We start from the raw sequence: 13,695 nt of genomic DNA on the forward strand, positions 1-13,695 counted from the left end.
GCCGCTCGCGTATCTTCGGCGCACCCCATGTCGGCTTGTCTTGCTTGAGGCGCACAATCAGCTTCTCGATTTGAAACGGAAGCTGATTGGCGTGGCGATAGGGCCGCCGCGATCGGTCCGTCAGCCCCTCCAGGCCGCTGTCGTTGTAGCGCGTGAGGATCTTGTAGCCGGTCTTGCGCGAGATATCGAACTCCCGGCAAAGCATCGCCATCTTCTCGCCGTCCAGCAGCCGGGCGACGAACTTCAGCCGCTCTTCCATGACGTTACACTCCCTCCAAGGCACCTTGCTCTCCTTGCAAAGGGCCGAAAGTGTAACCCATCTATCCAGAATGAACTGTCACCCATCTCTCGGGAAGGGCATTATTATCAATGGGTTTATTGACAGGTTCGCCACGAGGTTCGCCAAGCGCGTTACCAGCCGTACGACTCGGTCCATGCCCTGCACAGCCAACGCACCTGCGACGCTTCCCGGGAATAGAGTTCGGCATGGTCAATGTCGTCATGGCCGAGACATCCAACATCTGCCTGGTGGATGCCTCCGCTTCGGCGAGATAGACCCCAAGTGACTTCCGCAGACCATGCAGCGTAAGGCCCTTCGGCAATCCCGCGAGAGCGCACCAGTGGGTCATAGCACCGGTCAGAGATTTCGGCGAGAAAGGTTGGCCATATTCCGTGACTAGAACTGTTTCGCCGCGCCGGTCGGCGCGGAGATGCCAAAACAGCAGTTTCGCTACCCCGGAACTGCGCCGTGAAGGGCCAATCCATGATATGCCTGCCACTTCAAGGTTCTACCGTCCCTTGCCGTGCTGCCCAGTCGTATGGGTACAGACAGTAAAAATAGCCGGTACGCTCGGTGGCGATGTATTTGAGGTGGGTGCCGTTGGGCAGCCAGACGATGTCGCCAGGGCGGCATTCGTGGCGGCCGTCATCCAGTTCGATCGTCAGCGTGCCTTCATGGATGAACAGCACCTCGTCATAGGTCACGGTCCAGTCGATCGAGGCGTTCTCCAGATACTCGATGCCGCCGCCCATGGTCCGGCTGATCTCGGCATTGATCACGCGCGCGATCGAAGACGTTCCGGTCGGCGTGACCGATGGCTTTAGGGTCAACTCGCTGTGCTTGAAAATCTTGGCCTTGGACATCGTCATCCCTTTTTTGCGCGAAGATTGGCTTTGGAGGGAGTGACGCCGGACGGAGCCAGCCCGGCGAGCCATCTCGTCACCGGATCGAGCTTGCGCCCGGCATGTTCGAAATCGTCACGCCGACGCACAGCGCCGCGGACAAAATGTGCACCGACAAAGCGAAAGGGTTCGGGCGGGAAACCGCGCGTTACCGGACGAACCAGCGCCGAATGCGTCAGTTCCGATTCACCGTCAGTCAACAGGCCGGTGAGGATCTCGCCGCCGATATAAGCCATTGTCGTGCCATTGCCGGAAAAGCCATAGCCGTAAACGACATCGCGGTTGGCGCGCAAAGCGCCGAAAAGTGGCACGCCGCTCACCGTCCGGTCGATCGGGCCGTTCCATGATGTCTCGAGCGGAAAATCGGCGAGCGCCGGGTGGCCGTCCCGCAGCGCGCGACGCATTTCGGCGACACGGGGCGACTGGCCATGGAAACGCTGGTCGACGATGCCGCCGAAGCCAATAACGCCACCGCTGACGCCGACGGACAGCCGACCATCGCGCGTCGGAGACCAACCGCCAACGAAGACGCGGGAATCGATCATCAGCGGCGCCCGGCGGTAGCCGATCTTGTCGAGAAGGTCTGGAATGGGCTGTGACATGGCGTCGTCGCTGGAGATGTTGAAGATCGCAGGGGCCAGTTCCGGAATCGCGCCGGACCAGGCATTCATGGCAAGCACGACCTTGCCGCAGGATACAGTTCCTTTCGCCGTTTCCACCGTGAGCTTGCCCCGTCGTGAAAACCGCTTCATCGGCGACTTTTCATAGATCCGAACGCCGCGCTTTAGCGCTGCACGACGCAGGCCGCGCACCAGGAATCCGGGATGCACTGTTGCCGACGAAGCGTCGAACGCGCCGCCGAGGTGGCTCGTCGTGCCTGCCATCGCCGCGATCTCGTCGCGCGAAACGCGTCGCGCAGGCACGTAGCCATGCGCCGCCAGCTTGTTCAACGCGTCGTCCCAGGCGCCAAGCTGTGCTTCGCACGTCGCGCCCCAGATCCAGCCGATGCGATCGAACCAGGCGTCGATCGCCTCGACCTTGCAGAAAGCCTCGATGCCGCCGATCGCGGCTTCGGATGCCTTGATGATCGAAAGCGCGTCGGTTCCGTCGCGCAGGGCGACAAGCGCGCTGTATTTGGTCCATGCCGAAAGCACCATTCCGGAATTGCGGCCGCTCGGGCCACCACCACAAATGTCGCGCTCTAAAATGACAACATCGAAGCCTGGATTGTGCTCCTTGAGGCGGATGGCGGTCCACAATCCAAGATACCCGCCGCCGACGATGCAGATGTCGGCCTGCGTTGCCTCTTCGAGCGGAGGCGAAAGGTCTGGGTCCCCGGGCAGGACCTGCCGCAGCCAATGGCTTCGCCAAACAATGTCCTTTTCCGTCAGTTGCATCACGATGCGCCTCTGGCCGACAGGCGGCGCTCCACCAGCCTGACCCAAAGGCTGGCGCCAATCGGCAGGATTGCGTCGTTGAAGTCGTAGTTGGTGTCGTGAGCCGCAGCCTGATGCGCATCGTCGGCCTGGCCGAGCAAGAAATAGCAGCCCGGCCGCTGTTCCAACATGTAGCAGAAATCTTCCGAGCCCATCTCGGGAGGCGGATCGACGACGAGACGTTCCGGTCCCATCACCTCGTTCGCAATCGCGATCATCGCATCGGCTTGCGCCGGGGTGTTGATCGTCGGCGCGAAGGGCGTTTCATAGAGAATGTCGACGCTGGCGCCAAAAGCTTCAGCCTCGTTTTTCGCGATGCGGCGGATTGCCGTCTCCAGCGTCTTTTGAACCTGATGGTCGAAGGTGCGCACGGTGCCGGTCAGAAACGCCGTATCGGGGATGGTGTTGAAGGCTTCGCCTGCGCGCAGGCTGCCAACGGTGACGATTGCCGGAGCGTGCACATCGGTCAGGCGGCCGGGCAGGGCTTCGATTGCGAGCAGGATGCGCGCGGCGATGGGGAGTGGATTGATCGCCAGATGCGGTGTCGCCGCATGGCCGCCCCTGCCGTGGACGACGATCTCGAAGCGATCGGCCGCCGCGGCCACCGTTCCGCGGTGGACGGCGATCTCGCCGAGCGGCCGTTCGCAATTGTGCAGCGCGTAAACTTCATCGCAGGGGAAACGCTGGAAAAGGCCCTCATCCAGCATGGCAAGCGCCCCACCTCGACCCTCCTCGGCCGGCTGGAAGATGAAATGCACCGTGCCGGCGAAGTCGGGCGAGCGAACAAGTGCTGACGCTGCGCCGAGCAGCATTGTCGTGTGGCCGTCATGGCCGCAGCCATGCATCCTCCCGGGGACGCGGGACGCATGCGGCAGCGGCCGCGCCTCGGTCATCGGCAGGGCGTCCATATCGGCGCGAATGCTCAGGCTGCGACCAGCGCCGAGCCTGCCCCTGAGCGTGCCGACGACGCCTGTGCGGCCGACACCTTCGGTCGTCTCGATGCCCCACGAGCGCAGTTTGTCCGCCACGAAACGTGCCGTCTCGAACTCTTCGAAGCCGAGTTCTGGATTGGCATGCAGATGCCGCCGCCAGGCCGTCATCTCTGTCTCTAGTTGCTGCACCGAGGGTACCAGTCTCATGCCGATGCCTTTGCGCGAAGAGTTTGTGAGCGGCTCTGCAGGATGGCGATGACCACAAGCAGGATTGCCGAGAAAGCGATCAGCAGCACGGCGACGGCCGCGATGGCGGGACTGATGGACTCGCGCACCCCGGAGAATATCATGCGAGGCAAGGTTCGCTCTGCGCCCGTCGAGAGGAAACTTGCGACGACGACTTCGTCGAAAGAGATGATGAAGGCGATGATGGCCCCTGTAATGACGCCCGGCGCTATCAGCGGCAGCACTACCTTGAAGAATGTGCGCATGGTGCCGGCGCCGAGCGATGCCGCCGCGCGAACCAACGTCCGGTCGAAGGTCGAAAGGCTGGCGACGACAGTCGTCAGCATCACAGGCACGGCCATGGCCGTATGCACCAGAATGATCGATAGCTTGTTGCCAACGAGTCCCAGTGTGGCGAAGAATGAAAAGGCCGCGACGCCGACAATGACGACCGGCGTCACCAAGGGCGCGGCGATGATCGCATAGAGGATCCGTTTGCCGGCAAAATCGCCCCAGGCGAGCCCGATCGCCGCCGGTATGCCGAGCAGCAGCGCCAGAACCGTGGTGGACAGCGCGATGACGACCGAGTTCCACAGCGCGGTCGGCCAGCGCTGGTCGACCCACAGTTCGGCATACCAGCGCAGCGACCAGCCCGGCGTCGGAAACGCCAGCGAGTTGCTCGAGGTCAGCGACATGGGGATCACGATCAGCAGGGGCAGGATGATGAACGCCAGCAATGTCGCCGCATAGGCATACATCAGCCATTTCCGGAAGCGGTCGGCGCTCATGCGACATGCGCCTTGCGGCGGAAGAGGACGGACGCCGTCCAGAACAGGAATGCAAACAGGACGAGGATCATCAGCAGTTGCAACGAAAGCGCTGCACCCATGCCCCAGTTCAGTGTGCTGTTCGTGTAGAACGCTATGTAGCTGGAGATCATCTGGTCGGTCGGCCCGCCGACAAGCGTCGGGGTGATGTAGTAGCCGAGTGCGAAGACAAAAACGATCGCCCCGCCGGACAGGATTCCTGGCAGGATCAACGGCAACTGCACGCAGCGCCACGCTGTGAGCCACGGCGCGCCCAGTGACAGTGCCGCGCGCATATAGGTGGTCGGAACCCGCCGCATGACGGCGACGACGGAGAGCACCATCATGGGCAGCAGAACCTGAACCATTGCCACGTAGAGTGAAAAGCGTGTGTAAATGAGATTGAGCGGCTCGCTGACGATGCCGAGGCCAAGCAGCGTGGAATTCACGGGTCCGTTCTTCTGCAGCACGATGATCCAGATGACGGTGCGCACCAGCAGCGATGTCCAGAGCGGAAACAGGATCAGCGCGAACATGAGCTTCGACCAGGCCGGCGGCGCGCTGACAATTGCCTGCGCCAGCGGCACGGCGAGCACCGCGCAGATCACGGTCACCACGATGGTGATCCAGATCGTACGCAGCAGCGCGTCGACGAAGATGGCGCGATCGGCTGAAATGGCTTCGATCGAATTGTCCGCGCCTCGCTTCAGGTCAAGGCTCGCAAGCAGATAATAGTCCGTTCGCGCGCTTTGCTGACGCGCGATGACCTGCCAGAGATCGATATTTTTCCAGCCGGCCTGTTTGGAGAGCACCTCGTCGCGCACGGGACGCATAGTCAGCTTGCCGTCGGCCGCATCCTTTGCCGTCTTGATGACGAGGAAACGGCTGCCGACGACGCGCTGGTTCACGAGTTGCGCCAGTACGCCTTCCTTTCCGGCGCGCCGCGCGTCGGCCAGGTCCTCGACGAGTGCTGCAAAGACGGGTTCGCCAGGCAGGCCGCTATCTGCTTTCCAGCCTGCCAGAGCGGCAATTGTGTGCGGCAGGTTGTTCGAAAAATCCGAGTTGTCGACGGCCAGAGCGAGGAAGCGCGCCACCGGCCACAGAAACAGAATGACGACGAACAGGATAAGCGGGGCCGTCAACAGGGCGAGCATGCCGCCCCGTTGGCGCCGCTTTATAGCCGGCTTTGTCCCGACCAACATGCCTGGGTTACTTCGCGAGCCAAGCCTTGAAGCGTTCTTCCAGCGCTTCCTTGTGCTCGGTCCAGAAGTCGTTGTTATAGGCGGCGCCGTACTGGAGGTGCTCCGGCGACGTCGGCAGGTTGGCCTTCCAATCCGCGGGAATGAGGTCGGCGGCTTCCTTGCGGCCGGTGCCATAGGCATAGAGTTTCGAGAAGCCGGCCTGATTTTCAGGGATGGAGAACCACTTGAGGAGATCCAGCCCGCCCTGCTGGTGCGGTGCGCCCTTCACCACGGCCCAGTAGTCGGTGCCGTAGAAGAAGCCTGCGTCCCATGCGATGGCGTAGGGCTTTTTCTCGTTAATGGCTTCGTTGGTGATGCGTGCATTGAACGCGTCGCTGAGCGTCACTTCCCCGCTGTCGAGGTTCTGGATGCCCTGCGTCGTGGTGGACCACCAGACGACGTTCGGCTTGATCTTGTCGAGCATGGCGAAAGCCCGGTCGATACCTTCCGGCGTGGCCAGCACCTTGTACATGTCCTCGCGCTTAACGCCGTCGGCCATCAGCGCGTTTTCCAGCGTGAACTGCGCCTGCTGGTAGAGGCCACGCTTTCCCGGAAATTTCTCGACGTTCCAGAAATCCGCCCAGCTCTTCGGCGCGGCGTCGCCCTTGTAGACATTTGTGTTGTAGGCGAGGACCGTGGCCCAGGTATCGGACGCGACGCCGCATTCGTGCAGGGTGCCCGGCAAATAATTGGCCGCGTCGCCTGTGATTTCTGGCGTCAGCGGAATGAACAGGCCTTCGGCGCAGCCGACTTCCATGGCGGGCGCTTCGACCGAGACGACGTCATAGGTGATGTTGCCCGCCTGCACCTGGGCACGCACCTTGGCGACCTCGCCGCCCCACTCTTCCATGACGATCGGGACGCCCGTCTTTTCGGTGTACTTGTCCCAGACCCCATCCTTGTAGGCCTTGTCCCATGTACCACCCCAGCCGACTACCGTGACGGGGTCGGCCGCGGACGCGACCAAAGCCGAGGTCGCGAGGCAGATCGCGGCGGCAGATACGGCTTGCAGATAAGTCCTCATTGCAGTTCCCCTTTCTTATCGTTGTAGATTTGATCAAATTTCAAACGCAAAATTGATTGATTAGCAACAGGAATTTACGGTACGGTGTAAAAAAGTGAAAAAGCCAAAGGGATTTGATCGAATGCTGCAAGGCACTAGAGACGTGCGCGCCAATGTCAGTCTCGCTGCTGTTCTGGACGAGGCGCGACAGCGTTTCGCTGACGCCAACCCGAACAGCCGGGCGCGTCAGAACGAGGCCGCGGCATCGTTGCCGGGCGGCAATACGAGGGCTGTTCTATGGTATCGGCCATTCCCCGTATCGTTTGTTTCCGGTGAAGGCTGCAGGGTGACCGATCTGGACGGCCATACCTATGTCGACCTGGTCTCGGAATACAGTGCCGGTTTTTACGGCCACTCCGACAAGGCGATTTCGGCGGCCCTTGTGGACGTCATACAGGGTGGCATCATGTTGGGCGCACCCAACCGCTATGAGGCGCGCCTGGCTGCCGCGGTGGTCGACCGTTTTCCGGCCATCGAGCGCGTGCGCTTCTGCAACTCGGGCACCGAGGCGAACATCATGGCGATTTCGGCGGCTCGCGCCATCACGCAGCGCTCGAAGATCCTCGCCTTCCGCGAGGGCTATCATGGCGGCGTACTCACCTTCGCGCATGGCGGCTCACCGCTCAATTTGCCTTTCCCCTTTGTCTTCGCCGACTACAACGATAGTGCAGGCGCCGTGGCGCTCATCAAGGAACAGGGCGACGAACTTGCCGCGGTGATCGTCGAACCGATGATGGGCGGCGGCGGCTGCATCCCGGCGACGCGTGAGTTCCTGGAAGCGCTGCGCGCCGCGACGAAGGAGACCGGCGCGCTGCTGATCTTCGACGAGGTGATGACCTCGCGCCTCGACTACCGCGCGCTCCATGGCGCACATGAAATCTTTCCCGATTTCGTGACGCTCGGAAAGTACATCGGCGGCGGTGCGAGTTTTGGCGCATTCGGTGGACGCGCGGATCTCGTCGACCGCTTCGATCCTGCTTTGCCTGGTGCGTTTTCGCATGGCGGGACGTTCAACAACAATATTCTCAGCATGGCTGCTGGTTTCACCGGTCTGACGCAGGTGCTGACGCAAGAGGCGAGCCGCGCCATCAATTCGCGCGGCGATCGCTTGCGTGAAGCGATGAACGTCTCCCTTGAGCGGTATGGCGTCGAGGGCATCGTCATAGGGCGCGGGTCGTTGATGAACCTGCATTTCGTCAGGGGGCCGGTGGACACGCCGGCGCGGCTCGACGATGCCGATCCATCGGCGATTGCGCTTTGGCATATCGAGATGCTGTTGCGAGGGTACTACGTGACGCCGCGCGGCATGCTGGCGTTGTCACTGCCATTTGGCGACGCAGAACTCGACGGCTTCGCCGCCGCATTCGACGATTTCCTGTCGAGCAACCTCAAAATACTGCCGCGCCGGACAAACTGATGCTCGATCGCAAGGATGCCACTGCCGGCTCGGCCGCGCAAAAGACAGCTCATGTTCGTGTACATACGGGCTTGAAGGAGGCACTGATGAACGGTGACTTCCTGCCCGGCCAGAGACTGGTCGTACGACAGCTTGCCGAACAGTACCGGACCAGCGCCATGCCGGTGCGCGAGGCCTTGCGGCAACTCGTCAGCGACGAGGCGATGTTCGACCACCCAAATCGGGGCGTCATTGTCCCTGAGGCCACGGTGGCGCGTATTTCGGATCTGGTGCGTGTGCGCTGCAGCGTCGAAGGGACGGCGGCCGAGTGGGCCGCGACGACCATCACGCCCGAAGAACTCGATGAATTGGCGAAGCTGAACGGGCTGATGCGCGAATGCGTCGAGAGCAATGTCATGGCTAATTATCTCGGCCTGAACAGGCGCTTCCATTTCACGATGTACCATGCCGCGCGTTCACCTCTCATCCAGCAGATCATCGAGAAATTGTGGCTGCAGGCAGGACCGTTTCTGAACATCGTCCGCTCCGACGTGACCTACGGCCTGGGCCTGGACCATCACGACGAAATGCTCGCGGCGCTGCGTCGCGCCGATGGCGCGGCTGCGCGCAAGGCGCTGGTTGCCGATCTGCGCGAGGCCGCCGACATCATTCTTCGCGCCGCGGCGGCGGCTGAGGCTCAACCTGCGCGCAAACGCCCGGCTTCGGTACGCCGTGATCCGAAGGCGCAGGCGCGGTGATGGGCGGATCCCCGCATGGCCCGGTTCATGTCGAGTTTCGTGGCGTCAGCAAGCGCTACGGGCAGACCGTCCAGGCGGTGCGTCAGCTCGACCTGGAAATCATGCGCGGCGAATTCCTGACGCTGCTGGGGCCTTCGGGATCCGGCAAGACGACGGCGTTGATGATGCTTGCCGGATTCGAGGATACGACCGAGGGCGAAATCCTCATTGACGGTCAGCGCATCGACAACGTTCCCGCCAATCGTCGCGGCATCGGCATGGTGTTCCAGAACTACGCGCTTTTCCCGCACATGACGGTCGCCGAAAATCTGGCTTTCCCACTCGAGGTCCGCAAACTTGGCCGCGAGGAGGTGACGCAACGTGTCAGGAACGTTCTCGACATGGTCCAGTTGCCCGAATTCGGCAACCGGCGTCCGGCGCAGCTTTCGGGTGGGCAGCAACAACGCGTCGCGGTTGCCCGCGCCCTGATCTTCGAACCAAATCTTGTCCTGATGGACGAACCGCTCGGCGCCCTAGACAAGCAACTGCGCGAGCAGATGCAGTTCGAAATCAAGGAAATCCATGCCCGGCTTGGCGTCACGTTCGTTTATGTGACCCACGACCAGACCGAGGCGCTGACCATGTCCGACCGGATCGCGGTGTTCAGCGCCGGCCGCATCGAGCAGCTTTCGACACCACGCGAACTGTATGAGCGTCCGACGGGCAGCTTTGTGGCGAGCTTCATCGGCGAGAACAACCGCATGTCCGGCACCGTGCTTGCCGGCGGTGAAAATGGTGGCGTGGCCGTCCATCTCGACGATGGCGATCTGGTGTTGAACGCCATTTCCCCTGGCGCGACGCCCCCTACGGGCGCCAGGGTGACGCTGTCGATCAGGCCCGAGCGCATGTCCTTATTGCACGAAGGCTCCACCGCCCTCAACGTGATCGCGGCAACCGTCGTTCAGTCCGTCTATGTCGGCGATCACATCCGGCTCGTCGCTGTGACGGCGGGCGGCCTGAAATTCATTGTCAAGCTTGCCGCATCGTCGTCTCGGTCCGAACTCAATGCGGGCGAGGCGGTTCGATTGGGCTGTGGTCGTGAGGATTGCCTCGCTCTCGATAGATAACAACAAAAGGCAGACAAGGGAGAGTTCAACCATGAAGAAATCGCCGAAAGTCGTCATCACCTGTGCGGTCACCGGCTCGATCCACACGCCGACGATGAGCCCGTATCTGCCGATAACGCCGTCCGAGATCGTCGACGCCGCTGTCGGAGCAGCCGAAGCCGGGGCGTCGGTGATCCATCTGCATGCCCGCGATCCGGAGACCGGCAAGCCTACCCCTGATCCCAGGCTGTTTATGGATTTCCTGCCGCGCATCAAGCAGCAGACCGACGCCGTGATGAACATTTCCACCGGCGGCGGGCTGAAGATGACCCTCGAAGAGCGCCTTGAAGCGGCGCACGCTTCGAAGCCGGAACTCTGCTCGCTCAATATGGGATCTATGAATTTCGCCTTGCACCACATCGCGCCGAAATACACCGACTGGAAGTACGACTGGGAGAAGGGCTATCTGGAAGACACAAAGAAGGGCATCGTCTCCAACACGTTCGAGCAGATCGAGCGGATCATCGTCGAGGTCGGCCAGGCTTATGGCACGAAGTTCGAGTTCGAGTGCTACGATGTCAGTCACCTCTACACGCTTGCGCACTTTCTCGACCGCAAGCTGCTGAAGCCGCCGCTTTTCGTCCAGACGATCTTCGGGCTGCTGGGCGGTATCGGCGCCGACCCAGAAGACATGATGCACATGCGCAGGACGGCTGATCGGCTGTTCGGAGACGACTATCTCTGGTCGATCCTTGCCGCGGGCAAGCACCAGATAAATCTCTGCACGATGGGCGCGATCATGGGCGGCAATGTACGGGTCGGTTTGGAAGACAGCCTCTATGTCGGCAAGGGCACGCTCGCCAAGAGCAATGCCGAACAGGTGGCCAAGATAAAGCGCATTCTCAACGAGTTGTCGCTCGAAATCGCGACGCCCGACGAAGCCCGTCAACTGCTGGATCTCAAGGGCGCACATGAGGTCGGGTTTTGACGCCCCCCGGCATCGAAACCTATGTCGGCGTCGTGCATCCTTGGATGTGCGACGCGATGGGCCATCTCAACGTTCGTCATTATGTGGCGATGTTCGATGACGCCAGTTTCCAGTTGCTGGGCAGGATTGCCGATCCTCGTTTGACGCCGACCCTTGGCTGGGCGGATGTGAGGATGGAGATCGACTACGTGCATGAAACCGCGGTGGGAACTCTGGTCACCGTTCGCAGCGTTATAGAAAAGCTTGGGAAATCGTCGCTGACTTATCTGCATGAAATGCGCGGTACGCTGGACGGAGTCCTGCATGCGCGCATGCGCACCGTAACGGTGCGCTTCGATCTTCAAGCGCGGAGCAAGATCGAGATCGAAGGCGAGGCCCGGCAGGCGAGCGCGAAACTCCCGAGGGGGTGAAGCCGGCAGCTTTGCGCCTCAAGTCGGTCGTTAAGACCAGCTTCGCCGTTTCCCGAAAGCCGACGTCATCGGACTACGCTGGCTTAAGATGACTGCGCCTCTAGACGGACGGCGGCGACAGGATGAAAAGCGCTTGCGCCTGCTTGGTGGCGGAACTGTTGCGGAAGGTGTGGAGGCGTCTTGGGTCGAAAGTCATGGCGTCGCCTTCGAGCAGGACGAACTCCTCGCCTTCGAGCAACACGGTCACGCTGCCCTCGACGACGAACACGAATTCCTCTTCCGAACGCCAGCTGTAGAGCTTGTCGCCGCCGGTGCCGCCCGGCGCCATGATCGACAGGATCGCCTGCGTCCGAACCGCGGATTTCGGGCTGAGCAGGAAGTCTGAAAGGTCGGTGCCGCCGAGCACCGCCGGAGTGCGCGCGTCAACGCGGACGACAGCCGTGTTGTCATGCTGGAACAGGCTGCCGATCGTAATTCCAAGAATGTCGCACAGGCGAACGAGCGTTGCCACCGAGGGCGAGGCCTTGTCGCGTTCGACTTCGCTGAGAAAACCCTTGCTGACTTCAACGCCATCCGCCACGGCCTGGAGGGTAAGGTCCAGTTCGCGCCGTCGATTGCGCAGGGCATCACCGATGCGGGCCGTGGACGGCCTCTGGGTGCCACTCGTCATGATTGCGCTCTCAGCATGTTCAATCCCATACCGTCAGCTCGGTCCGCCGTACAAGCCGGAATTTTATGTGTTCTGTATAGAACAACTTTGTTGACTTATACAGAATTCCCCACCAGCATCCAGATGAATTTCGAGGAGGCGGCGGTGCCATGAGGCGAGCCTTCCCCGCCAGCATACGGATGAAGGAGCGATGATGAGCCAAGACGATATTGCCGAAGCCAGGCGCAGTTCGCAGAGTTGGTACTGGTGGGGCATCGCGACGTTTTTCCGCTGCCCGGTAGCGGAGACTCCGGCCGATGTGGATATCGGCCTGGTCGGCGTGCCGCACAGCTCCGGAAACGGCTCGACGGAGCGCGACCAACATCTTGGCCCGCGTGCGGTCCGCAACGTGTCGGGCTACTATCGCCGCTCGCACGGGGTGCACGGCTTTTCGCCATGGGATGCCGCCAAGATCAGCGATCTTGGCGACGTTCCCCTGCCCGAGGCCATGAACAACGAGGCCTGTGTCCGCGACATCGAAGCCTTCTACGCCCGGCTCGACGCCGCCGGCACAAACCCGGTTTCCATCGGCGGCGATCACTCGATCACCGGGCCTATCATCAAGGCCATCGCCGGACCGGGCCGGCGCCTGTCGGGAGGCCAGCCCTGCTCGCTGATCCATTTCGACGCGCACACCGATTCCTACGACAACATGCCCCACTGGCTTGGCGCGAAGCGTTCGGCGGCGCACTGGGCGGCCTATACGGCAAAGGAAGGTGCGGTCGACCCGGAACGCAGCATCCAGATCGGCATGCGCGGTCATCCGGCGGCGGATATCCACACCGGCGGCGTTGGCGGCTCGAGTCGCGCTCTGGGCTATCGGGTTGTTACGATGGACGAGTTCGAACGCTTGGGCATAGAGCGCATGGTGGAGATGATCCGCGAGCGGGTTGGCGATCGCCCCGCCTACATCACCTTCGATCTCGACAGCCTCGACCCCTCCGTCGCTCCCGGGGTTTCGAACCTCGAGCCGGGCTTCGGCGGCCTGACCATCCGCGAGGCGACGCGCCTTCTGCAAGGATTGAAGGGGCTCAACATCATCGGTGGGGACGTCGTCTGCCTGATGCCGACCAAGGACAGCCCCAACCAGATCACGGCGCAGGTCGCCATGGTGATGATGTACGAACTGATCTGCCTGATCGCCGCAAAGAATGCCGAGACGCACTGACGCGTGGCCTTGGCCGCTACAGGAGCGCGCCGACGCCATCGGTGATGGCGTCGCGGCTCGCGGCTCCGGACTTTCGATGCCGATGCGGTGGCGCCATTCTTTCGCTGTCTCCTGTTCTCTTAAATGAATTATGTTGACTATTGACGAACTTTCGGCAAGCGTTCCTTGAGGCCGCCAAGAGCCCAAACTAGAGGTGAACCATGAACCGCAAGATCCTTCTACTCATCGCCCTCTCGGCCGCCACGCCGGCGGCAGCACAGCCGCCGAGCTTCGCCGCCGACGGTAAACTGCAAGCC

At 61.8% G+C, this 13,695-nt stretch carries 14 protein-coding genes and 1 pseudogene; 6 read left to right on the top strand and 9 right to left on the bottom strand.

Annotation, left to right across the window (positions count from 1 at the left end; genetic code table 11):
• The 8 genes and pseudogenes from EN990_RS32245 to EN990_RS32280 form a co-directional block, all read right to left on the bottom strand.
• On the bottom strand, positions 1-259 hold a 259-nt coding region (locus EN990_RS32245), incomplete at its 3' end, for a helix-turn-helix domain-containing protein (RefSeq protein WP_164747151.1).
• A 156-nt stretch (positions 260-415) separates the two neighbouring features.
• A pseudogene (locus tag EN990_RS32250) lies at positions 416-698 on the bottom strand (tyrosine-type recombinase/integrase); the annotation flags it as partial.
• Between the two features lie 82 nt (positions 699-780).
• Complete coding sequence (locus EN990_RS32255) at positions 781-1,143, bottom strand: AraC family ligand binding domain-containing protein (protein WP_164747152.1); 363 nt, start codon at positions 1,141-1,143, stop codon at positions 781-783.
• Between the two features lie 2 nt (positions 1,144-1,145).
• Positions 1,146-2,579 carry an FAD-binding oxidoreductase gene (locus tag EN990_RS32260; RefSeq protein WP_127385397.1) on the bottom strand — a complete coding sequence of 478 codons (1,434 nt, stop codon included), beginning with the start codon at positions 2,577-2,579 and terminating at the stop codon, positions 1,146-1,148.
• Complete coding sequence (locus EN990_RS32265; RefSeq protein ID WP_063168762.1) at positions 2,579-3,757, bottom strand: M20 aminoacylase family protein; 1,179 nt, start codon at positions 3,755-3,757, stop codon at positions 2,579-2,581. Before EN990_RS32265 ends, EN990_RS32260 begins: the two co-directional genes overlap by 1 nt.
• Positions 3,754-4,563: an ABC transporter permease gene (locus tag EN990_RS32270; RefSeq protein ID WP_082826529.1), complete on the bottom strand. Its 810-nt coding sequence runs from the start codon at positions 4,561-4,563 to the stop codon at positions 3,754-3,756. The genes EN990_RS32265 and EN990_RS32270 overlap by 4 nt, the downstream gene beginning before the upstream one ends.
• The gene (locus tag EN990_RS32275; RefSeq protein WP_127368869.1) at positions 4,560-5,735 is read right to left on the bottom strand and encodes an ABC transporter permease; all 1,176 of its coding nucleotides are present in this window, start codon (positions 5,733-5,735) and stop codon (positions 4,560-4,562) included. The genes EN990_RS32270 and EN990_RS32275 overlap by 4 nt, the downstream gene beginning before the upstream one ends.
• A gap of 55 nt (positions 5,736-5,790) precedes the next feature.
• Positions 5,791-6,846: an ABC transporter substrate-binding protein gene (locus EN990_RS32280; protein ID WP_063168759.1), complete on the bottom strand. Its 1,056-nt coding sequence runs from the start codon at positions 6,844-6,846 to the stop codon at positions 5,791-5,793.
• Between the two features lie 121 nt (positions 6,847-6,967).
• Here EN990_RS32280 and EN990_RS32285 point away from each other — a divergent pair, with 121 nt between their 5' ends.
• The 5 genes from EN990_RS32285 to EN990_RS32305 are packed head-to-tail and all read left to right on the top strand — an operon-like array spanning position 6,968 to position 11,522.
• Positions 6,968-8,302 carry an aminotransferase class III-fold pyridoxal phosphate-dependent enzyme gene (locus tag EN990_RS32285; protein WP_127368868.1) on the top strand — a complete coding sequence of 445 codons (1,335 nt, stop codon included), beginning with the start codon at positions 6,968-6,970 and terminating at the stop codon, positions 8,300-8,302.
• Positions 8,302-9,039 carry a GntR family transcriptional regulator gene (locus tag EN990_RS32290; RefSeq protein ID WP_063168757.1) on the top strand — a complete coding sequence of 246 codons (738 nt, stop codon included), beginning with the start codon at positions 8,302-8,304 and terminating at the stop codon, positions 9,037-9,039. Before EN990_RS32285 ends, EN990_RS32290 begins: the two co-directional genes overlap by 1 nt.
• A complete protein-coding gene (locus EN990_RS32295; protein WP_063168756.1) occupies positions 9,039-10,145 on the top strand; it encodes an ABC transporter ATP-binding protein in 1,107 nt (368 codons plus the stop codon). The genes EN990_RS32290 and EN990_RS32295 overlap by 1 nt, the downstream gene beginning before the upstream one ends.
• A 31-nt stretch (positions 10,146-10,176) precedes the next feature.
• Positions 10,177-11,112, top strand: coding sequence for a 3-keto-5-aminohexanoate cleavage protein (locus EN990_RS32300; protein ID WP_063168755.1), 936 nt, complete (start codon positions 10,177-10,179; stop codon positions 11,110-11,112).
• Positions 11,109-11,522 carry an acyl-CoA thioesterase gene (locus tag EN990_RS32305; RefSeq protein WP_164753839.1) on the top strand — a complete coding sequence of 138 codons (414 nt, stop codon included), beginning with the start codon at positions 11,109-11,111 and terminating at the stop codon, positions 11,520-11,522. Before EN990_RS32300 ends, EN990_RS32305 begins: the two co-directional genes overlap by 4 nt.
• Before the next feature lie 100 nt (positions 11,523-11,622).
• Here the strand turns inward: EN990_RS32305 and EN990_RS32310 are convergent, their stop codons facing one another.
• Positions 11,623-12,192: a cupin domain-containing protein gene (locus EN990_RS32310; protein ID WP_127368492.1), complete on the bottom strand. Its 570-nt coding sequence runs from the start codon at positions 12,190-12,192 to the stop codon at positions 11,623-11,625.
• Positions 12,193-12,385: 193 nt separating this feature from the next.
• On the opposite strand from EN990_RS32310, the gene EN990_RS32315 reads away from it, so the two are divergent.
• Entirely contained in the window at positions 12,386-13,399 is a 1,014-nt protein-coding gene (locus EN990_RS32315) for an arginase family protein (protein ID WP_063170311.1), read from the top strand.
• Positions 13,400-13,695 lie beyond the last annotated feature (296 nt).

It is taken from the genome of Mesorhizobium sp. M7A.F.Ca.US.005.03.1.1, assembly GCF_003997975.1.
Lineage (GTDB): Bacteria > Pseudomonadota > Alphaproteobacteria > Rhizobiales > Rhizobiaceae > Mesorhizobium > Mesorhizobium ciceri.

Excerpts from the sequence above, each read along its gene's own strand:
- EN990_RS32290 (WP_063168757.1), top strand. The coding sequence starts at position 8,302 with ATGCTCGATCGCAAGGATGCCACTGCCGGCTCGGCCGCGCAAAAGACA.
- EN990_RS32260 (WP_127385397.1), bottom strand. The coding sequence starts at position 2,579 with ATGCAACTGACGGAAAAGGACATTGTTTGGCGAAGCCATTGGCTGCGG.
- EN990_RS32310 (WP_127368492.1), bottom strand. The coding sequence starts at position 12,192 with ATGACGAGTGGCACCCAGAGGCCGTCCACGGCCCGCATCGGTGATGCC.
- EN990_RS32280 (WP_063168759.1), bottom strand. The coding sequence starts at position 6,846 with ATGAGGACTTATCTGCAAGCCGTATCTGCCGCCGCGATCTGCCTCGCG.
- EN990_RS32285 (WP_127368868.1), top strand. The coding sequence starts at position 6,968 with ATGCTGCAAGGCACTAGAGACGTGCGCGCCAATGTCAGTCTCGCTGCT.
- EN990_RS32270 (WP_082826529.1), bottom strand. The coding sequence starts at position 4,563 with ATGAGCGCCGACCGCTTCCGGAAATGGCTGATGTATGCCTATGCGGCG.
- EN990_RS32315 (WP_063170311.1), top strand. The coding sequence starts at position 12,386 with ATGAGCCAAGACGATATTGCCGAAGCCAGGCGCAGTTCGCAGAGTTGG.
- EN990_RS32255 (WP_164747152.1), bottom strand. The coding sequence starts at position 1,143 with ATGTCCAAGGCCAAGATTTTCAAGCACAGCGAGTTGACCCTAAAGCCA.
- EN990_RS32275 (WP_127368869.1), bottom strand. The coding sequence starts at position 5,735 with ATGCTCGCCCTGTTGACGGCCCCGCTTATCCTGTTCGTCGTCATTCTG.
- EN990_RS32300 (WP_063168755.1), top strand. The coding sequence starts at position 10,177 with ATGAAGAAATCGCCGAAAGTCGTCATCACCTGTGCGGTCACCGGCTCG.
- EN990_RS32265 (WP_063168762.1), bottom strand. The coding sequence starts at position 3,757 with ATGAGACTGGTACCCTCGGTGCAGCAACTAGAGACAGAGATGACGGCC.
- EN990_RS32295 (WP_063168756.1), top strand. The coding sequence starts at position 9,039 with ATGGGCGGATCCCCGCATGGCCCGGTTCATGTCGAGTTTCGTGGCGTC.